This window comes from Comamonas faecalis (assembly GCF_039538025.1).
GTDB classification, from domain to species: Bacteria; Pseudomonadota; Gammaproteobacteria; order Burkholderiales; family Burkholderiaceae_C; genus Comamonas_C; species Comamonas_C faecalis.
The window spans coordinates 153,565-173,173 of the sequence record NZ_BAABBP010000003.1; the positions used below are offsets into that span (position 1 = coordinate 153,565).

The 19,609-nt window shown below is 68.0% G+C and carries 17 protein-coding genes and 1 pseudogene; 12 read left to right on the top strand and 6 right to left on the bottom strand.

What is annotated here, in order from left to right; genetic code table 11:
* Positions 1–14 precede the first annotated feature (14 nt).
* From pntB to ABD767_RS02980, 3 genes are all read left to right on the top strand, one after another.
* The gene (gene pntB / locus ABD767_RS02970) at positions 15–1,427 is read left to right on the top strand and encodes a Re/Si-specific NAD(P)(+) transhydrogenase subunit beta (protein WP_103045592.1); all 1,413 of its coding nucleotides are present in this window, start codon (positions 15–17) and stop codon (positions 1,425–1,427) included.
* Between the two features lie 98 nt (positions 1,428–1,525).
* Entirely contained in the window at positions 1,526–3,205 is a 1,680-nt protein-coding gene (locus tag ABD767_RS02975) for a long-chain-fatty-acid--CoA ligase (RefSeq protein ID WP_103045593.1), read from the top strand.
* 85 nt (positions 3,206–3,290) lie between these two features.
* On the top strand, positions 3,291–4,055 hold the full coding sequence (locus tag ABD767_RS02980) for a 5'-methylthioadenosine/adenosylhomocysteine nucleosidase (protein WP_103045594.1): 765 nt from the start codon (positions 3,291–3,293) through the stop codon (positions 4,053–4,055).
* Here the strand turns inward: ABD767_RS02980 and ABD767_RS02985 are convergent, their stop codons facing one another.
* Complete coding sequence (locus ABD767_RS02985; RefSeq protein ID WP_103045595.1) at positions 4,056–4,529, bottom strand: winged helix-turn-helix transcriptional regulator; 474 nt, start codon at positions 4,527–4,529, stop codon at positions 4,056–4,058.
* 126 nt (positions 4,530–4,655) lie between these two features.
* On the opposite strand from ABD767_RS02985, the gene ABD767_RS02990 reads away from it, so the two are divergent.
* Positions 4,656–5,966: a D-amino acid dehydrogenase gene (locus ABD767_RS02990; protein ID WP_103045596.1), complete on the top strand. Its 1,311-nt coding sequence runs from the start codon at positions 4,656–4,658 to the stop codon at positions 5,964–5,966.
* Positions 5,963–7,027 carry an alanine racemase gene (alr, locus tag ABD767_RS02995; RefSeq protein WP_103045597.1) on the top strand — a complete coding sequence of 355 codons (1,065 nt, stop codon included), beginning with the start codon at positions 5,963–5,965 and terminating at the stop codon, positions 7,025–7,027. Before ABD767_RS02990 ends, alr begins: the two co-directional genes overlap by 4 nt.
* 675 nt (positions 7,028–7,702) lie before the next feature.
* Here the strand turns inward: alr and recX are convergent.
* Together recX and recA are read right to left on the bottom strand one after the other, a co-directional pair.
* Positions 7,703–8,167: a recombination regulator RecX gene (gene recX, locus ABD767_RS03000; RefSeq protein WP_103045599.1), complete on the bottom strand. Its 465-nt coding sequence runs from the start codon at positions 8,165–8,167 to the stop codon at positions 7,703–7,705.
* Positions 8,168–8,177: 10 nt separating this feature from the next.
* Positions 8,178–9,296 carry a recombinase RecA gene (gene recA, locus ABD767_RS03005; RefSeq protein ID WP_103045600.1) on the bottom strand — a complete coding sequence of 373 codons (1,119 nt, stop codon included), beginning with the start codon at positions 9,294–9,296 and terminating at the stop codon, positions 8,178–8,180.
* Between the two features lie 129 nt (positions 9,297–9,425).
* Between recA and ABD767_RS03010 the strand changes: the two genes are divergently transcribed.
* From ABD767_RS03010 to ABD767_RS03025, 4 genes are all read left to right on the top strand, one after another.
* Positions 9,426–9,950 carry a MarR family transcriptional regulator gene (locus ABD767_RS03010; RefSeq protein ID WP_103045601.1) on the top strand — a complete coding sequence of 175 codons (525 nt, stop codon included), beginning with the start codon at positions 9,426–9,428 and terminating at the stop codon, positions 9,948–9,950.
* 36 nt (positions 9,951–9,986) lie between these two features.
* Entirely contained in the window at positions 9,987–10,661 is a 675-nt protein-coding gene (locus ABD767_RS03015) for a response regulator (RefSeq protein WP_103045602.1), read from the top strand.
* A 79-nt stretch (positions 10,662–10,740) separates the two neighbouring features.
* Positions 10,741–12,192 (top strand): sensor histidine kinase N-terminal domain-containing protein, encoded by a 1,452-nt coding sequence (locus ABD767_RS03020; protein WP_103045603.1) that lies wholly within the window; start codon positions 10,741–10,743, stop codon positions 12,190–12,192.
* Positions 12,193–12,414: 222 nt separating this feature from the next.
* The gene (locus ABD767_RS03025; RefSeq protein WP_103045604.1) at positions 12,415–12,750 is read left to right on the top strand and encodes a DUF4148 domain-containing protein; all 336 of its coding nucleotides are present in this window, start codon (positions 12,415–12,417) and stop codon (positions 12,748–12,750) included.
* Between the two features lie 173 nt (positions 12,751–12,923).
* Here ABD767_RS03025 and ABD767_RS03030 read toward each other — a convergent pair whose 3' ends face one another.
* From ABD767_RS03030 to ABD767_RS03040, 3 genes are read right to left on the bottom strand one after another with little or no spacing between them, the layout of a single operon-like run.
* Positions 12,924–13,685, bottom strand: a complete 762-nt coding sequence (locus ABD767_RS03030) for an SPOR domain-containing protein (protein ID WP_103045605.1) — start codon at positions 13,683–13,685, stop codon at positions 12,924–12,926.
* Positions 13,686–13,688: 3 nt separating this feature from the next.
* Positions 13,689–14,549 carry a biotin--[acetyl-CoA-carboxylase] ligase gene (locus tag ABD767_RS03035; protein WP_103045606.1) on the bottom strand — a complete coding sequence of 287 codons (861 nt, stop codon included), beginning with the start codon at positions 14,547–14,549 and terminating at the stop codon, positions 13,689–13,691.
* On the bottom strand, positions 14,546–15,055 hold the full coding sequence (locus ABD767_RS03040) for an SET domain-containing protein-lysine N-methyltransferase (protein ID WP_103045607.1): 510 nt from the start codon (positions 15,053–15,055) through the stop codon (positions 14,546–14,548). The genes ABD767_RS03035 and ABD767_RS03040 overlap by 4 nt, the downstream gene beginning before the upstream one ends.
* Positions 15,056–15,139: 84 nt before the next feature.
* Here ABD767_RS03040 and ABD767_RS03045 point away from each other — a divergent pair, with 84 nt between their 5' ends.
* The 3 genes and pseudogenes from ABD767_RS03045 to ABD767_RS03055 all read left to right on the top strand — a co-directional run bounded on the left by ABD767_RS03045 (position 15,140) and on the right by ABD767_RS03055 (position 19,440).
* Positions 15,140–18,028, top strand: coding sequence for a DNA topoisomerase III (locus tag ABD767_RS03045; RefSeq protein ID WP_344868137.1), 2,889 nt, complete (start codon positions 15,140–15,142; stop codon positions 18,026–18,028).
* 297 nt (positions 18,029–18,325) lie between these two features.
* Positions 18,326–18,589, top strand: a pseudogene (locus ABD767_RS03050) (ribonucleoside triphosphate reductase); the annotation flags it as partial.
* Between the two features lie 467 nt (positions 18,590–19,056).
* Positions 19,057–19,440, top strand: a complete 384-nt coding sequence (locus ABD767_RS03055; RefSeq protein ID WP_103044579.1) for a VOC family protein — start codon at positions 19,057–19,059, stop codon at positions 19,438–19,440.
* Positions 19,441–19,609: the final 169 nt, after the last annotated feature.

Here is a 19,609-nt window from a genome sequence, read left to right on the forward strand (position 1 = left end):
AGGCAAGAACAACCATGTCCCCAAGTCTTGTGTCGGTGGCCTACCTGGGAGCGGCCATCCTCTTCATCCTGAGCCTGGGAGGGCTCTCCAACCCCGAAACCGCGCGCCGCGGCAACCTGCTGGGCATGATCGGCATGGCGATTGCCGTGCTGGCCACCGTGTTCGGCCCGCGCGTCGGCGCCGAGGGCTACGCCTGGATCATCGGTGCGCTGGTGATCGGCGGCGGCATCGGCCTGTGGGCCGCGCGCATCGTCAAGATGACGCAAATGCCCGAGCTGATCGCGCTGATGCACAGCCTGGTCGGCCTGGCGGCCTGTATCGTGGGCTTTGCCAGCTATGTCGACACCTCGCTCCAGTTCGAGGGGGCAGAGAAGACCATTCACGAGGTGGAGATCTACCTCGGCATCCTGATCGGCGCATACACCTTCTCGGGCTCGGTCATCGCGTTTGGCAAGCTCTCGGGCAAGATCGGCGGCAAGCCCGTGCTGCTGCCCGCGCGCCACTGGATCAACCTGGTGGCGTTGCTGGCGATGGTCTGGTTTGGCCGGCAGTTCCTTGCTGCGCCCGACGTGCAGGCCGGCATGACGCCGCTGCTCATCATGACGGTGATCGCCGTGCTGCTGGGCATCCACATGATCATGGCCATCGGCGGCGCAGACATGCCGGTGGTGATCTCCATGCTCAACAGCTACTCGGGCTGGGCGGCGGCGGCCACGGGCTTCATGCTCAGCAACGACCTGCTGATCGTCACCGGCGCGCTGGTGGGCTCCAGCGGCGCCATCTTGTCCTACATCATGTGCAACGCGATGAATCGCAACTTCATCAGCGTGATCGCCGGCGGCTTTGGCTCGGGTGGCGGTGCAGCGGCCAAGAAGGGCGACGCCGCCGAGCCCCAGGGCGAGGTGGTGCCGGTGAGCGCGGCAGAGACCGCCGAGCTGCTGCGCGAGGCCAAGCGCGTCATCATCGTGCCCGGCTACGGCATGGCCGTGGCGCAGGCGCAGCACACGGTCTACGAGATCACCCAGACGCTGCGCGACAAGGGCGTCGAGGTGCACTTCGCGATCCACCCGGTGGCCGGGCGCATGCCGGGCCACATGAACGTGCTGCTGGCCGAGGCCAAGGTGCCCTACGACATCGTGATGGAGATGGACGAGATCAACGAGGAGTTCCCCGACGCCGACGTGGCCATGGTCATTGGCGCCAACGACATCGTCAACCCCAGCGCGCTGGAAGACCCGGAAAGCCCGATTGCCGGCATGCCGGTGCTCGAAGTGTGGAAGGCGCGCCACTCCATCGTGATGAAGCGCTCGATGGCCTCGGGCTACGCCGGCGTGGACAACCCGTTGTTCTACAAGGAGAACAACCGCATGCTGTTCGGCGACGCCAAGAAGATGCTCGACGAGGTTCTGGTCGCATTGAAGGCGTGACACGTAACAGGGCATAATCTGTTACGTAAAAAAGCACGACCGTGCCAAAATTTTCGGCACGGTCGTCGTTCGTTCGATCCATACGACAGGAGGCAGCAATGACCGATCGCCCCTGGCTCGCCGCCTACCCCCAGGGCGTGCCTGCCGACATCGACCCGACGCAATACCAATCGCTGGTGCAGCTGATGGAGCAGGCCTTCACCGAGTACGCAGACCGCACGGCGTACAGCTTCATGGGCAAGGACGTCAGCTACGGCCAGACCGATGCGCTCAGCCGGCAGTTCGCCGCCTACCTGCAAAGCCTGGGCCTCGCGCGCGGCGACCGCGTGGCGCTGATGATGCCCAACGTGCCGCAATACCCGGTGGCCGTGGCTGCGGTGCTGCGCGCGGGCTTCGTCGTCGTCAACGTCAACCCGCTGTACACGCCGCGCGAGCTGGAGCACCAGCTCAAGGACTCGGGCGCCAAGGCCATCGTCATCATCGAGAACTTTGCCGCGACACTGCAGGCCTGCATTGCCAATACGCAGGTTCAGCACGTGGTGCTGTGCGCCATGGGCGACCTGTTGGGCACGCTCAAGGGCACGCTGGTCAATTACGTCGTGCGCCACGTCAAGAAGCTGGTGCCGCCGTTCTCGCTGCCGCAGGCGGTGCATTTCAACGACGCGCTGGCCAAGGGCGCCGGGGCCAGCTTCACCGCGCCGACGCTGCAGCCCGACGACGTTGCGTTGCTGCAATACACCGGCGGCACGACCGGCGTCTCCAAGGGTGCGGTGCTGCTGCATCGCAACATCATTGCCAACGTGCTGCAGTCCGAGGCCTGGAACGAGCCGGCCATGCAGAAGCTGCCGGCCGGCGAGCAGCCCACGGCCGTATGTGCGCTGCCGCTGTACCACATCTTCGCGTTCACGGTGAACATGATGTTGTCGATGCGCACCGGCGGCAAAACCATTCTGATTCCCAATCCGCGCGACCTGGCGGCCACGCTCAAGGAGCTGGCCAAGCACCGCTTTCACAGCTTCCCGGCGGTCAACACGCTGTTCAACGGTCTGGCCAATCATCCCGACTTCAACACCGTGGACTGGAGCCACCTGAAGGTATCGGTCGGCGGCGGCATGGCGGTGCAGGCGGCCGTTGCCAAGCTGTGGCTGGACAAGACCGGCTGCCCGATCTGCGAGGGCTACGGCCTGTCGGAGACCAGCCCCTCGGTCAGCTGCAACCCGGTCACAGCGACCGAGTTTTCGGGCACCATCGGCGTGCCGCTGCCCAGCACCTGGATGCGCATCGTCGACGAGGAGGGCAACGACATCTCGGCCAGCGGCCAGCCCGGCGAGATCGCGATCAAGGGCCCGCAGGTCATGGCCGGCTACTGGCAGCGCCCGGACGAGACTGCCAAGGTCATGACGGCCGACGGTTACTTTCGTACTGGCGACATCGGCGTGGTGGATGCGCGCGGCTACTTCAAGGTGGTCGACCGCAAGAAGGACATGGTGCTGGTCAGCGGCTTCAACGTCTATCCCAACGAGGTCGAGGACGTGATCGCGCTGATGCCCGGCGTGCTTGAATGCGCGGTCGTCGGCATTCCGGACGAGAAAACCGGCGAGGCGGTCAAGCTCGTCATCGTCAAGAAGGATCCGAATCTGACCGAGGAGCAGGTCAAGGCTTTTTGCCACGACAACCTTACCGGCTACAAGCGGCCCAAGGTCATCGAGTTCCGCACCGACCTGCCCAAGACGCCGGTGGGCAAGATACTGCGGCGCGAACTGCGCGACCGCAAATAAGCGGCGCTGCGCAAGCGTTCATCAGCAGCCGGGATAATCCCGGCTTTTTCTCGCCTGCCGCGCCGGCGCACACCTATCCGAAGCCATGACGATTGCCATCTTGAGCGCCTTGCCCGAAGAGCAGGGCAGCCTGGTGCAGGCCCTGCACGCACCCGAATGCACGACGCATGCCGGCCGCCAGTTCTGGCGCGGCCGGCTGCACGGCCACGCGGTGGTGCTGGCGCTGTCGGGCATCGGCAAGGTGGCCGCGGCGACGACGGCCACGCTGCTGGCCGAGCGCTTTGGCGCGCGCCAGCTGGTCTTCACCGGCGTTGCCGGCGGCCTGGGCGCAGGCGTGCAGGTGGGTGACGTGGTGGTGGCGCGCAGCTATCTACAGCACGACATGGACGCCTCGCCCATCTTCCCGCGCTGGGAGCTGCCGGGCTATGGCACCGCGGTGATGGCCTGCGACGCTCGCCTGAGCGCGGCGCTGCAGGACGCGGCGCAGGCTTATCTGGCGCAGCCGGGCGCCGGCTACGTGCCCGCGGCAGCGCCCGGCGTGGCACACCGCCATGCGGCGCGGGCGCATGCGGGGCTGGTCGTCAGCGGTGATCGCTTCGTCAGCACCTCGGCCGAGTCGGATGCGCTGTGCAGCGCGCTCACCGGCGCGGGCCATGCGGTGCTGGCCGTCGAGATGGAGGGCGCGGCCGTCGCCCAGGTCTGCCGCGACTACGGCCTGCCGTTTGCCGCGGTGCGCACCATCTCCGACCGCGCCGACGACAGCGCGCACGTGGACTTTTCGCACTTCGTGCGCGAGGTGGCGCGCCCCTATGCCGACCACATCGTGCAGGGGCTGCTCGAACGCCTGTGATCAGCGCCGCGCGTCGGTGGCCAGCGTGAAGCTTTCCTTGACTTCCTCGATCGCCACGTAGCTGTTGGACTGCGCCGGCACGGGCATGCGCTGCAGGATGGTGCCCAGCAGCGCGCGGTACTCCGACATGCCCGCCAGCCGCGCCTTGACCAGGTAGTCGAAGCTGCCCGAGATCAAATGGCATTCCAGCACCTCGGGCATGTTCTGCAATTCGTCGCGCACCTTCTTGAAGATCTGCTCGGACTTCTCGGCCAGCGTGATCTCGACGAACACCAGCATCTTCTTGCCCAGAGCCTGTGGGTTGACGCGCGCGTGGTAGCCCATGATCACGCCCTGCGCCTCCAGGCGCTTGACGCGTTGCGAGCATGGCGAGGTGGACAGGCCCACGCGCTCGCCCAGCTCGGTCATGGTCAGGCGTCCGTCCTGCTGCAGCAGCGCCAGAATGCGCCGATCTATCGTGTCGAGTTCAAACATTGCTGGCAAAACCCGTGTTTTCAAAGATGTGCAGCAATTATTGCCGTGCAAGTGCTTGATTTCAGCAAAAGATCCGCGTGGAAATCCCTAAAGTCACGACCATCAACCTCATAACGGAGACAGGTCGTGAAAGTTGTCGTATTGGGTTCTGGCGTTATCGGCGTGACCACCGCCTACTACCTCGCCCGCGCGGGCGCCGAAGTCACCGTGATCGACCGCCAGGACGGCCCGGCGCTCGACACCAGCTTTGCCAATGCGGGCCAGGTCTCGTTCGGCTACTCGACGCCCTGGGGCGCGCCCGGCATCCCGACCAAGGCGCTCAAGTGGATGTTCGAGAAACACGCGCCGCTGGCCATCCGTCCCGATGGCACGCTGTTCCAGTTGCGCTGGATGGTGCAGATGCTGCGCAACTGCTCGGCCGAGCGCTATGCGGTCAACAAGGAGCGCATGCTGCGCTTGTCCAACTACAGCAGCCATTGCATAGCCCAGTTGCGCGCTGACACCGGTATCGAATATGAAGGGCGCCAGGCCGGCACGCTGCAGCTGTTTCGCTCGCAAAGCCAAGTGGATCAGGCCCAGCGCGACATCGACGTGCTCAAGGAATGCGGCATCGACTACGAACTGCTCGACCGAGAAGGCGTGTGCCAGGCCGAGCCCGCGCTGGCGTGTGCCAGCGCCCCGATTGCCGGCGGCCTGCGCCTGCCGCAGGACGAGACCGGCGACTGCTACAAGTTCACCAACGCGCTGGCGCGCATGGCGCAGGAGCTGGGCGTGAAGTTCCGCTTCAACACCAGCGTCGACTGGCTGCTGTTCGACGGCCAGGGCGCGGTCAGCGGCGTGCAGCTGGCCACGCCCGAGCGCGAGGTGGTCAAGGCCGACCGCTACGTGCTGGCCATGGGCAGCTACTCGCGCCAGCTGTTGCTGTCGACTGGGCTGGACATTCCGGTCTACCCGGTCAAGGGCTACTCGCTCACCATCCCGATCCGGGACGAGGCGCTCGCGCCCGTCTCCACGGTGCTCGACGAGACCTACAAGATTGCGCTGACGCGCTTTGATAGCCGCATCCGCGTCGGCGGCATGGCCGAGCTGGCCGGCTTCGACAAGACGCTGCGCCCGCAGCGCCGCAAGACGCTGGAGATGGTCACCAACCAGCTCTTCCCCGGCGGCGACCTGGCGCGCGCCGAATTCTGGACCGGCCTGCGCCCGATGACGCCCGACAGCACGCCCATCGTCGGCCGCACACCGCACAAGAATTTGTTCCTGAACACCGGCCACGGCACGCTGGGCTGGACCATGGCCTGCGGCTCGGGCCGGCTGCTGGCCGACATCGTCACAGGCCGCAAGACAGAGATATCCACCGACGGCCTGTCGGTCGACCGCTACCTGCGCAGCGCCCCGGCGCTGCCTGTGCGCCACGCCGCCGGCAAAGTCGCATGAGCCGCCCGGCCCAGGCGACCTTTGACCTGGCCGCGCTGCGCGCCAACTACGCCCACGCCAAGGCCGTGCACGGCGGCCGGGCGGCAGCCACGCTCAAGGCCAACGCCTACGGCCACGGGGCGGTGCAATGCGCCCGGGCCCTGGCTGGCGTGGCCGACGCCTTTGCCGTGGCCTTCGCGCAAGAGGCGCTGGAGCTGCGCGAGGCGGGCATCCGCGAGCAGCCCATCCTGGTGCTCGAAGGCGCCTTCGACATAGGAGACGTGGAGCTTGCTCGCCAGCACGGCCTGTGGCTGGTGGTGCACCAGGAGGAGCAGCTGCGCATGCTCGAATCGCTGCGCGGCGGGACTGCGGTGCATGCCTGGCTCAAGATCGACACCGGCATGCACCGTGCCGGCATCGCTCCCGATCAGACCCGGCCGTTCTGGCAGCGCCTGGCCGACTGCGAGCAGGTGGCCAGCACCACGCTCATGACCCACCTGGCCTCGGCCGACGAGCCCGACAACCTGGCAACGGAAAGGCAGCTGGCCGTCTTCGAGGCTGCAACGCATGGCCTGCCCGGGCCGCGCAGCGTGGCCAACTCAGCCGGCGTGCTGTGCTGGAAGGGTGCGCACCAGGATTGGGCACGGCCCGGCATCATGCTCTACGGCGCCGACCCGCGCGGCACGCCGTCCGACGTGCTGCAGCCGGTCATGCAACTCACCAGCGAGGTCTTTGCCGAGCGCTGGATCCCCGCGGGCGAGGCCCTGGGCTACGGCGGCAGCTTCGTCGCCGACCGTCCCACACGCGTCGGCCTGGTGGCCATGGGCTATGCCGACGGCTATCCACGTACCGCGCACACGGGCACGCCGGTGGCTGTTGGTGGGTGCGCCAGCCGCATCATTGGTCGGGTGGCGATGGACATGCTGACCGTCGACCTGACCGATCTGCCCGAGGCGGGGCCGGGCTCGCAGGTCGAGCTGTGGGGGCGGCAGGTGAGCGTCAACGACGTTGCGGCGGCGGCGGGGACGATTGCTTACGAGCTGTTGTGCAATGTGAAGCGGGTGGGGCGGGTTTATTGGTAGTTTGGGTGGGGTGGTTTGGATGTGGCTGGCCGGGTTTCGCCCCGGCGGGCGCCTCACTTTCTTTTGCTTCGCCAAAAGAAAGTAAGCAAAGAAAAGACGACCCCAAGTCTGCGGCCCCGGCGCTGCGCTCAGACAGCCACGGCAAGTCAGATGACGATGCAGGTGTGTCCTGCGGCACACCTGCCACCGCACAAACCGCCCGCCCCAGGCGCAGCCTCAAGGGGGAAAGCCGAATACGGGCCATCGCTGCGCTCGGCCCAACATTGCGCGGCGCATAGCGCCTGCGCCCGAAGGGGCCGAGCGCAGCGATGGCCCGTGCCCACCCCCTTCTGTACGTGCCGAGAAGCGCAGAGCGCGGGGCGGGCTGGCGCCGCAGGACGCCAGCCTTCGTGGTCTGACTTGCCGTGGCTGTTTGAGCGAAGCGCGTCAGCGCGTAGCGAGTTCCACGGCGCGCCCCGTGATCGAGCATCGCAGGTTGCCCCGTAGCGCAGCGAAGGGGACGCGTACAGCAGGGTCGCCTTTCTTTTGGGTACTTTTCTTTGGCGAAGCAAAGAAAAGTGCCTCGCTCGCCGGGGCGAGACCCGGCCAGCCACCTCAACAATCAAAGCAACAATAAAAACCAGCGCCCCCGCAGCGATGCCAGCCAATGCTGCCGGCCGGTCGCGGCGACCACCGTCAAGCCTCATCCTCCCCCGGCCCCGCCCGCACCACCCGCCGCACCACGTCGCCGGAGAACCCGCGCGCGGCGAGAAAGCGCATCTGGCGCGCACGCTCCTGGGGCGTGCCCGGCGGGGGTGCACTGCCAAAGCGCTGGCGCCACACGGCGGTGGCGCGCTCCAGCTCGCTGGCGGCCAGCTGCACGGCGGCGCTGCGCACCAGGTCTTCGTCCAGGCCCTTGCGCCGCAGTTCCTGCAGCACGCGCTGCGTGCCCAGGCGCGGCGCGCGGCGGTGGACGACCGAGTCGGCCACGCGCTGCGCGTTGATGAAGTCCTTGGCCTGCAGGTCGTCGAGCAGTGCAGCCAAGTCGTCGCCCTCCTGCACGTGGCGTTGCAGCTTGGCTTCGAGCTCGCTGCGCGAGTGCTCGCGTTGCGACAGCAGGCGCAGTGCGCGGCCCTTCAGCGAGAGCGGGGCGAATGCCATCGGAGCGCAATTACTGCTCGGCTTCCTTCTTGCCGCGCGCCGGCTTGGCCTCGCTCGGGGCGTCGGCCGCGGGCGCGATCACGGGGGCGGCGGCCATCGGTGGCAGCGGCGCCACGCCCAGGCTGTCGCGCACCTTGTTCTCGATCTCGTACGCCAGGCCCTGGTTCTCGCGCAGGAATTCGCGGGCGTTGTCGCGGCCCTGGCCGATCTTCTCGCCGTTGTACGAATACCAGGCGCCGCTTTTCTCCAGGATGCGGGCGTTCACGCCCATGTCGATGATCTCGCCCAGGCGCGAGATGCCCGTGCCGTAGAGGATGTCGAACTCGGCCTGCTTGAATGGTGGGCTGACCTTGTTCTTGACCACCTTGACGCGGGTCTCGTTGCCAATGGCCTCGTCGCCCTTCTTGATGGTGCCGATGCGGCGGATGTCCAGGCGCACCGAGGCGTAGAACTTCAGCGCGTTGCCGCCGGTGGTGGTCTCGGGGCTGCCGAACATCACGCCGATCTTCATGCGGATCTGGTTGATGAAGATGACCATGCAGTTGGTCTTCTTGATCGTGGCGGTGAGCTTGCGCAGCGCCTGGCTCATCAATCGCGCCTGCAGGCCGGGCAGCGAGTCGCCCATCTCGCCCTCGATCTCGGCCTTGGGCGTGAGCGCGGCGACCGAGTCGACGACGATCAGGTCGACCGCGCCCGAGCGCACCAGCGAGTCGACGATCTCCAGCGCCTGCTCGCCGGTGTCGGGCTGGCTGATCAGCAGGTCGGACAGCTGCACGCCCAGCTTGCTGGCGTACTGCACGTCCAGCGCGTGCTCGGCGTCGACGAAGGCGCAGGTGCCGCCCTGTTTCTGCATCTCGGCAATGACCTGCAGCGTCAGCGTGGTCTTGCCCGAGGATTCGGGGCCGTAGATCTCGATCACGCGCCCGCGCGGCAGGCCGCCCACGCCCAGCGCCACGTCCAGACCCAGCGAGCCGGTGGAGACGACCTGGATGTCGTCGATGGCCTCGCCCTCGCCCAGGCGCATGATCGTGCCCTTGCCGAACTGTTTCTCGATCTGCGCGAGTGCGGCCTGCAAGGCCTTGGCTTTTTCGCTTTGGGCGGCGGTATTGCCCTTGGTGGTGGCGTCCATGGAAAGCTCCCGGTGATGGTGATTGGGTGTGCCTGTGATGATTTACAGGCTGTGTACATGAACAGTAGTTTAGGCGAGACTTTCCGGTAAAACATCCTATAAATAGTCAGTTTGCCTGACAATAATGCGATGGATTTGTCTACCGCACCCGACGACCGCTGGCGCCAGGCGCACCTGGGCTGGCTGCTGGGCCATGCGCTGCGCCGGTTCGACGCGCGCGTATTGCAGCTGATGGCCGCCAGCTGCGAGGCGCCGCTGGCGCTGTCCAACCTGGCCGCGCGCGAGCAGGTGGGCGCGGCCATCGTCCACATCACCCGCCACCTGCCACTGCGCGGCGAGCGCATTGCAGCGCTGGCGCAGCGCGCCGGCATGACGCGCCAGGCCATGCACGACCTCGTCGTGCAGTGCGAGGCCTGGGGCCTGGTCACGCGCCAGGTCGATCGGCTGGACGCGCGCGCGCGGCGCGTGTGCTTCACGCCGCTGGGGCTCGATTGGCTGCAGGCGTTCGAGCGCGCGGTCGCGCAGGCGCAGGCGGAGTTTCGCGCCGAGGTGGGCCAGGACGTGGCCACCGTCGTCGCGCTGGGGCTGGAAGCCTATGCCGCCGGCCTGCCGGATCCGCCAGGGCAGGGCGCGCCAGCTTCTAGAATCACCTGACCATGCCGGGCCGCCGGGGCGCCGAGGAGAAGTGATATGCGCATCTTGATTGCTGAAGACGACCAAGTGCTGGCCGATGGGCTGTTGCGCTCGCTGCGCGGATCGGGCGCGGTGGTCGACCAGGTGTCCAGCGGCACCGAGGCCGACGCCGCCCTGATGACCAACAACGAATTCGACCTGCTCATCCTCGACCTGGGCCTGCCCAAGATGCACGGGCTGGAGGTCTTGAAGCGCCTGCGCGGGCGCGGGTCGGCGCTGCCGGTGCTGATCCTGACGGCGGCCGACAGCGTGGACGAGCGGGTCAAGGGGCTGGACTACGGCGCCGACGACTACATGGCCAAGCCGTTCTCGCTGCAGGAGCTGGAGGCGCGCGTGCGTGCGCTCACGCGCCGCGGCATGGGCAGCACCAGCGCGATGATCAAGCACGGCCCGCTGGTCTACGACCAGGCCGGGCGCGTGGCCACCATCGACGGCAAGCTGGTCGAGCTGTCCGCGCGCGAGCTGGGGCTGCTTGAGGTGCTGTTGCAGCGCGCCGGCCGCCTGGTCAGCAAGGAGCAGCTCGTCGAGCGCCTGTGCGAGTGGGGCGAGGAGGTGAGCAACAACGCCATCGAGGTCTACATCCACCGCCTGCGCAAGAAGATAGAGCGCGGGCCGATCCGCATCGCCACGGTGCGCGGCCTGGGCTATTGCCTGGAAAAGATTCCCGGCTGAACCGCATGCGCCGCGCGCCCAGCCCCACGGGTGCCAGCGCCGCCGCGCGTGACTGGCCGAGCGCAGCAGCACCCCGCCCATGAAGTTCTTTCACCGCGAGCAGCGCTCCCTGTTCGGCGAGATCCTGGACTGGATGCTCACGCCGCTGCTGCTGCTGTGGCCCATCAGCCTGGCGCTGACCTGGATCGTCGCCCAGGGCCTGGCCAACAAGCCGTTCGACCGCGCGCTCGAATACAACGCCCACGCGCTGGCGCAGCTGGTCACGGTGCAGGGCGGGCGCGCGCACTTCAACCTGCCGCAGCCGGCCAGCGAGATCCTGCGCGCCGACGACTCCGACATCGTCTACTACCAGGTGCTGTCGCCCTCGGGGCGGCTCTTGTCGGGCGAGCGCGACCTGCCGCGCCCGCCCGCCGATGAGCTGCCGTTTTCGGGCGAGGTGCGCCTGCGCGACGTTGAGCTGCGCGGCATCGACCTGCGCGTGGCCTACATCTGGGTGCGCCTGCCGCTCGACGGCGCGCCCGCCGCGCTGGTGCAGGTGGCCGAGACGCGCGCCAAGCGCAGCGTGCTGGCCACCGAGATCATCAAGGGCGTGATGCTGCCGCAGTTCGTCATCCTTCCGCTGGCGGTGCTGCTGGTGTGGCTGGCGCTGGTGCGCGGCATCAAGCCGCTGCACCAGCTCGAAGAGCGCATCCGCGCACGCAAGCCCGACGACCTGTCGCCGCTGGACGCCACCGCCGTGCCGATGGAGGTGGCGCCGCTGGTCGACTCGGTCAACGACCTGCTGCGCCGCCTGCAGGAGTCGATGGCCACGCAAAAGCGCTTTCTGGCCGACGCCGCCCACCAACTCAAGACGCCACTGGCGGGCCTTCGCATGCAGGCCGACCTGGCGCAGCGCGAGGGCACCAGCACGGCCGAGCTCAAGCAGTCGCTGCAGCAGATCGAGCGCTCGTCGGTGCGCGCCACGCACACCGTCAACCAGCTGCTGGCGCTGGCGCGCGCCGAGGGCGGCGGCAACGCAGCGGTGCCGCGCGAGCGCGTTGACCTGGCCGGCCTGGTGATCGAGGTGGTCGAGGGCAGCGTGCCGCATGCGATGGAAAAACACATCGACCTGGGCTACGACGGCGCCCAGCCGCGCGCGCCCGGGGTCAGCGTGATGGGCAACAGCACGCTGCTCAAGGAGCTGGTGCGCAACCTGGTCGACAACGCAATCAACTACACGCCGTCCAGCGTCGAGCAGCCCGGCGTGGTCACCGCGCGCGTGCTGGCCGATCCGTTCGCCCGCGTCGTGCTGGTACAGGTCGAGGACTCTGGCCCGGGCGTGCCCGAAAGCGAGCGCGAGCTGATCTTCCAGCCCTTCTACCGCGCGCTTGGCACCGGCGCCGACGGCTCGGGCCTGGGCCTGCCCATCGTGCGCGAGATCGCCCGCCAGCACGGCGCCGAGCTCATCGTCGAAGACGCGCGCCCGGGCGCGGCCATGCCCGGAGCGCGCTTCATCCTGCGCTTCGCGGTCACCGACCTGCCGGCGCTGTAGGTGCCGCTGGCGCAGTGGCGCGCGCAATCCGTGTGCTGCATGCAGGTGAATTCCGGGATTTTCCTGATTGACAACGTGATCGAGTATTCGAAAAACGTGTGAAAACGCACAGACAGGTCAGAGGGTGTCGGGCGACACTTGCGTCCAAGCCCTGCAGCCAGGCACTACAGCCAAACCGCAGGTTCATCCCGGATTCACCCTGTTTGTTGAAGGAAATCGATCATGAAAAACACCCGTACCCTCGCAACCCTGTTCGCCGTTGCCACCGCATTCGCTGCCACTGCCGCTACCGCACAAACCACGCCCGCTCAGGATCAGCTGGTTGCACCCATCACCCAGCAGGCCCAGGGCAAGTCGCGCGCCGAAGTCGTGGCCGAGCTCAACCTGTGGCGCCGTGCCGGCCTGGACGGCCTTGAGATCACCGACATGAGCTATGAGCGCAACGTGGCCGAATACCAGCGCCTGCGCAGCGGCCCGGCCTACCTGGCCGAGGTGCGCAAGCTGGGCGGCGACACCAGCATGCTGGCCGGCGAGCCGGCGAAGAACCAGGCGCAATAAGCCTGTCGGCCCTGGCCTGCGGCAGCGCCCGCAGGCATTGGCGATCAACCCTGACGGCAGCCGCCGCCAGGGTTTTTGTTTTTGGGCGGGCCGATCGCGGCGAGGGCGCCGCTCCCACAACGGCGCAATCCATGGTGCATTCCGTGGGAGCGGCGCCCTCGCCGCGATGGATTTCAGTCGCAGGCGCGCAGCGGCTGGCCGGCCAGGGCCTGTTGCACCGGCTCCAGCGCGGGGCGCTGCGCGCCTGCGGCAGGGGCCGGAAGGCGCAGCGTGCTGCGGGTTTGCGTGGCGCGTTCGCGCAGCACGCGGGCGCCGCGCACGCCCTGGCCGGCCAGCTGCTGCAGTGCGCGCTGCGCCGCCTGCTCGCTGCCGTAGCGTCCCAGCGACAAGCCGGGCTCCCAGGTGCTGCCCGGGCGGTCGACGTCCACCTTCAGGCCGCGCAGCTCGGCGCGCTTGCGCGCCAGCGCGTCCTCGTCGGCCAGGCGGCCGATGTAGACCATCCAGCGCTCTGGGGTGACTGCGTCGTCCAGTTGCCAGCTCCCGGGCGGCCAGGCCGCCAGCGCCTGGCGTACCGCGGCGGCCTGCGCCTCGTCCAGGCCGCTGGCCTGCAGGCAGGTGCCGGCATCGGCGACGACGGTGGCAGGCGCGGGCTCGGCCAGCGGGCTGGTTGGTGCCGCGTCGGGCAGTGGCTGGCCATTGGTTGGTGCGTCACCGGGCGTCGGATCGGCCGGCTTGGGTGCCGCAGTCGTGCCAGCGGCCGCGGCCTGGGGCGCATCGTCCAGCAGGCGCAGCTGCTCGGGGTGTAGCTGCTGCTGCAGGCGCTGGGGTTCGGTATCGCTGGTGGGCGCCAGTCCCCAGGCGCGCATCGCGCCCAGCGTCCAGGCGTAGTAGCCGGCGTTGGCCAGCAACAGGGCGAGTACGAGCGCGCGCAGCATTGCTCAACCCGCCTGCTGCGGGCGCACGCTGACGTCGGCGCTGGTGATGGCTCGCATGCCTGTGCTGGTATGCACCAGCAGCGCGCCATCGTCGCCCACGCCGTGGGCCATGCCGTGCTGGCCGTCGCTGAGCGTGACGGCGCGCCCGGCGAGCACGTCGCGCCGGGCAAAGCGCGGCTGGAACGGCGCAAAACCGTGGGCGGCAAAGCCCAGCAGCGACTGCACCAGCGGCAGCGCGATGCGCTCCAGCGCGCGCGCGGCGTTCAGGCCGCGGTCGACCTCGCGCAGGCAGGCGGGCGGCGTGGACAGCCCTTCGGCCAGTACCGGCAGCACGTTCAGGCCGATACCGACGATCACGTAGCGCGGCGTCTCGGGCGTGGTGTGGCCGAACGACGCGGTCTCCACCAGGATGCCGCCGAGCTTGCGGTCGCCCTCCAGCCACAGGTCGTTGGGCCATTTCAGCAGGATGCGCGGCGCGCCGCTGCCTGCCGGCGGCAGCTGCGGCTGCAGGCTCTCTGCCACGCTCACGCCGACGGCCAGCGACAGGCCAGACCAGTCCGCCGGCGCCAGCGGCAGGCCCAGCGACACGGTGAGCGAGGGGCGCGCGCCCGTGCCCTCATACAGCACGCTGCTGCTCCACGGCCGCCCGCGCCGCCCGCGTCCGGCGGTCTGCTCTTCGGCGATGAGCAGCGTCGGCTCCATGCGGCCGGCACGCGCGCGGCGCATCAGCTCGGTGTTGGTCGAGTCGATGGTTGGCAGCACCTCGACGGTAAAGCCGGGTAGCAGCGGCTCGATCTGTTGCCACAGCGATTCGGCGGGCCAGTACAGCGGCGTGATCGCGGGTGTGGGGGGCGGCTGGCTCATGCGTCCTCCAGCGGGCCGGGCGGGCTCCAGCCGCGCTTGGGCGCCAGCAGCGTGCCGCGGCAGCTGGCGGCGCCGCAGTGGCAGGCGTATTCGGCCTTGAGTTTCTTCGTGTAGCGCTCGTCTATGGTCAGGCCGTAGTCGTAGTTCAGCTCCTCGCCCACGGCAATCGCGCGCCGCGCGGTGATGAAGATGCGCCCATCCTGCTCGTCGGCCCAGCAGTTGGGCTCGCACGAATGGTTGATCCAGCGCGCGGCGTTGCCGCCCACGTTGGCGTCGATCACGTGATCCTCGTCGACGTGGAAGTAGAACGTGTGGTTGGGCTGGCTGGGGTCGTGCGGGTGGCGCCGCTGGGCCTCGTCCCAGCTGATGATCTCGCCCACGTATTCGATCACCACCTCGCCCGCGGCGATGGGCTGCAGCGCAAACACGCCCTTGCCGTGCACGCCCGAGCGGCGCACCTGAATGCGCCGTCCCGGGGCAGGGGTGGGGGGCTTGCTGCGTGCCATGGCAAAACTCTGCTACTTTATAAATAGGCGGTGCGCGTGCGTACGCGCGAAGCCGTTGATTCTAAAAGCCACGTTGGCCCCACTATGAGCAAGACACTCGTCATCGCAGAAAAACCCTCGGTCGCGCAAGACATCGTGCGCGCCCTCACGCCGGTTGCCGGCAAGTTCGACAAGTTCGAGGATCATTTCGAGAACGAGCGCTACGTCGTCACCAGCGCCGTCGGCCACCTCGTCGAGATCCAGGCGCCCGAGGAATTCGACGTCAAGCGCGGCAAGTGGAGCTTTGCCCACCTGCCGGTGATTCCGCCGCGCTTCGACTTGAAGCCCGTCGACAAGACCAAGAGCCGCCTGAACGCGGTCGTCAAGCAGGCCAAGCGCAAGGACGTGACCGCGCTGGTAAACGCCTGCGACGCGGGGCGCGAGGGCGAGCTGATCTTTCGCCTGATCGAGCAGTACGCCGGCGGCGCCAAGGGCACCTTGAGCAAGCCCATCACCCGCCTGTGGCTGCAGAGCATGACGCCGCAGGCGATCCGCGACGGCTTTGCCAACCTGCGCAGCGAGCAGCAGATGCAGGGCCTGGCCGACGCGGCGCGCAGCAGGAGCGAGGCCGACTGGCTGGTCGGCATCAACGGCACGCGCGCCATGACGGCGTTCAACTCGCAGGGGGGCGGCTTCTTCCTGACCACCGTCGGCCGGGTGCAGACGCCGACGCTGTCGCTCGTCGTCGAGCGCGAGGAGAAAATCCGCAAGTTCGTCAGCCGCGACTACTGGGAAATACACGGCACCTTCGCCGCCCAGGCCGGCGACTACCTGGGCAAGTGGTTCGACCCGCAGTTCAAGAAGAGCGACGACCCCGAGGCGCGCGCCGACCGCCTGTGGAACGCCCAGGCCGCGCAGCAGGTCGCCGACGCGGTGCGCGGCAAGCCCGCCATCGTCACCGAGGAGGCCAAGCCCAGCACCCAGGCCAGCCCGCTGCTGTTCGACCTGACCAGCCTGCAGCGCGAAGCCAACGGCAAGTTCGGCTTCTCGGCCAAGACCACGCTGGCGCTGGCGCAGGCGCTGTACGAGCGCCACAAGGCGCTGACCTACCCGCGGACCGATTCGCGCGCGTTGCCCGAGGACTACCTGCCCACCACGCGCCAGACCTTCGAGATGCTGGCCAATTCCGGCATGGGCCACCTGGCGCCGTTCGCGCGCCAGGCGCTGGACAACAGCTACGTGCGGCCGACCAGGCGCGTGTTCGACAACAGCAAGGTGAGCGACCACTTCGCCATCATCCCCACCACGCAGGCGCCGCACGGCTTGAGCGAGGCCGAGCAAAAGCTCTACGACCTGGTCGTGCGCCGCTTCATGGCGGTGTTCTTCCCGAGTGCCGAATACCAGATCACCACGCGCATCTCCAAGGTCGAGCAGCATTCCTTCAAGACCGAGGGCAAGGTGCTGATCCAGCCCGGCTGGCTCGCCATCTACGGCAAGGAGGCCGCCAGCGAGACCGAGGACGGCAAGGCCGGCGACAAGGGCCAGCCGCTGGTCGCCGTGCAGCCGGGCGAGCACCCGCTGGCCGAGCAGGTCAACCCCAAGGGCCTGAAAACCAAGCCGCCGGCGCGCTACAGCGAAGCCACGCTGCTGGGCGCGATGGAGAGCGCCGGCAAGCAGATCGACGACGAGGAACTGCGCAGTGCGATGCAGGAAAAAGGCCTGGGCACGCCGGCCACGCGCGCGGCCATCATCGAAGGGCTCTTGAGCGAGAAATACATGCTGCGCGAGGGCCGCGAGCTGATCCCCACGGCCAAGGCCTTCCAGCTGATGACGCTGTTGCGCGGGCTGGAGGTCAACGAGCTGTGCAAGGCAGAGCTGACCGGCGAGTGGGAATACAAGCTGGCGCAGATGGAGCGCGGCGAGCTGCCGCGCGCCAGCTTCATGCAGCAGATCGCCGCCATGACCGAGCGCATGGTCAAGAAGGCCAAGGAATACGACCGCGACACCATCCCCGGCGACTACGCCCGGCTGGCCACGCCCTGCCCCAACTGCGGCGGCGTGGTCAAGGAGAACTACCGCAGGTACGCCTGCATCGGCAAGGACGGCGGCGAGGGCTGCGGCTTCTCGTTCGGCAAGTCGCCCGCCGGGCGCACCTTCGAGACGGCCGAGGCCGACGCGCTGCTGCGCGACAAGCGCATCGGCCCGCTGGAGGGCTTTCGCTCCAAGGCCGGCTGGCCGTTCACCGCTGAGGTCGCCATCGTGCGCGACGACGAGGCGCCGGGCCGCTACAAGCTCGAATTCGACTTTGGTGACGACAAGGCCGAGGAGGGCAGCAGCGCGCCGGCCGAGTTCACCGACGCAAGCCTTGGCCCCTGCCCGCTGTGCGGCAGCGAGGTGCACGAGCACGGCAGCAACTACGTCTGCAGCCGCGCCGTGCCCACGCCGGCGCATCCCACGCCCAGCTGCAGCTTCAAGAGCGGCAAGATCATCCTGCAGCAGCCGATCGAGCGCGCGCAGATGGAAAAGCTGCTGGCCACTGGCAAGACCGACCTGCTCGACAAATTCATCTCCAACCGCACGCGCCGCGCGTTCAAGGCCTTCCTGGCCTGGGACAAGGACGCCGGCAAGGTGAACTTCGAGTTCGAGCAGCGCGACAGCAAATACCCGCCGCGCAAGACTGCAGCGGCCAAGACCGGCGCCGCTGCCAAAACGACCGCAGCCGCCAAAAAAGCCCCGGCCAAGAAGGCCGCGCGCAAGACCAGCACCGCCGCCGGCAAGACACCCAGCCCAGCATTGGCTGCGGTGATCGGCGACGCGCCGGTCACCCGCCCCGAGGCGGTCAAGAAGCTGTGGGAATACATCCGCGCCCACAACCTGCAGGATCCCCAGGACAAGCGCCAGATCGTCGCCGACGACAAGCTGCGCGCCGTGCTGGGGCAGGATCGCATCGGCATGTTCGGGCTGGCGGGGGTGTTGGGGGCGCATCTGGCGTGACGCGCATCATCTGAGCGCACGCCATGCATGAGCCCCGCCATGGCGCGAGGGCGGATTCCCGATGAAATTCGCCATTCTGGGCGGCGGCATGGCGGGCCGCTGCTACATGCAGGCGCTGATGTTTCTCCCCGCCTCGCTGGGAGGGCTGGGGAGAGGAGGTGAACAGGCATGGCGTTCAATCCAGCGCCCGCTCCCTCAACTCCTCCCCGGCGCCGATGTGTGGCCCGGGGAGATGGCGAACACATGCTCAGCCCTGCCAATTGCCCGATGCGGTTCATTGCTCTGGCGCATATCCGCGGCGCGGCGCCAGCCATAGAGCAGATCCAGGATGTGGTGGGGCAGACGCTGATCGCCGCCAACCACCTGCAGACCGCGCGCGCCTACATGGCCCACTGCCAGCGCCACGCGCTGCTGCGTGCCGACCGGCAGACGCTGGTGCATGCGGAGTCCTCCATCAACGAGTGCCTGATGCGCGCCGACTAGCGCGTGAACGCCAAGGCCAGCCAGGGCTACTCGCTTGGCGGGCTGATCCTGAACGTGGCGGGCAAGGTCACGGCCAACTAGGGCCTGTTAACGCTATTTTTGGCGGTGCGAACATACTCAAAACGGCGTCAATCGAGACGTGCGACGCAGCCCAGACCGGGTGTCTGGGCAAGGAGCGCAACGGAGAGTGGCGCCATTTTAAGTATGTTCCCTTCGGGTTGCGATCAAAAGGGCCATCGCCGGCGTTGCCAGCCTTGCCAAGGGTGGCATCTTGGCAAGGCTGGCGCCTTGGCGAGTGGCCCTTTTGATCACAACGCATCCGTCAAAGATAGTGTTAACAGGCCCTACTGGCTCTCGCACGTCTATGCACCCGAGATCGGCGAGGCGCACTCGCACATCACATCCGTCGCTGCACCCATTGCCGCGCTCATCCCGGGCGCCGGGTTGGCTTCAGCCCGACGCGCTGCGTGGCGCCGCGCAGCCCACTACGATATGCACACCCGCCACAGCCGTGGCGGCCGTCATTTTCAGGAGATCGACACACCATGTTCAGCCACGTGATGCTGGGAGCCAGCGACCTCGACCAATCCAGGCAGTTCTACGACGCCCTTCTCGGCGCACTGGGCTGCAAGCCCGGCTTCACCGACCCGAAGAACCGCACCTTCTGGCGCCACGCGGGCAGCACCTTTGCCATCACCGCTCCCATCAACGGTGAGCCGGCCTGCCACGGCAATGGCAGCACCACCGGCTTCGCGGCAGAGTCGCCCGAACAGGCCGATGCCGCCCACGCCGCTGGCGTGGCGGCGGGCGGCGTGACATGCGAAGACCCGCCCGGCTGGCGCGGCGAGGGCGCGGGCCGGATGTACCTGGCCTATCTGCGTGACCCCGCGGGCAACAAGCTGTGCGTGCTGCACCGCCCGCCGAAATGAAACAACAACCCCCTGAGACGCTTTGCGTCTTCCCCCTTCTCTCTACGCGCTGCGCGCTCCGGGAAGGGGGACGCAGCCAGCGCGGCGGGGCGGCCCTTGCGCGGCTGCCCTGGTTTGGGGTGCGCCGGTTTCATCGGTCGCGGACCGCGCGCGGCGCCATGGACAACTG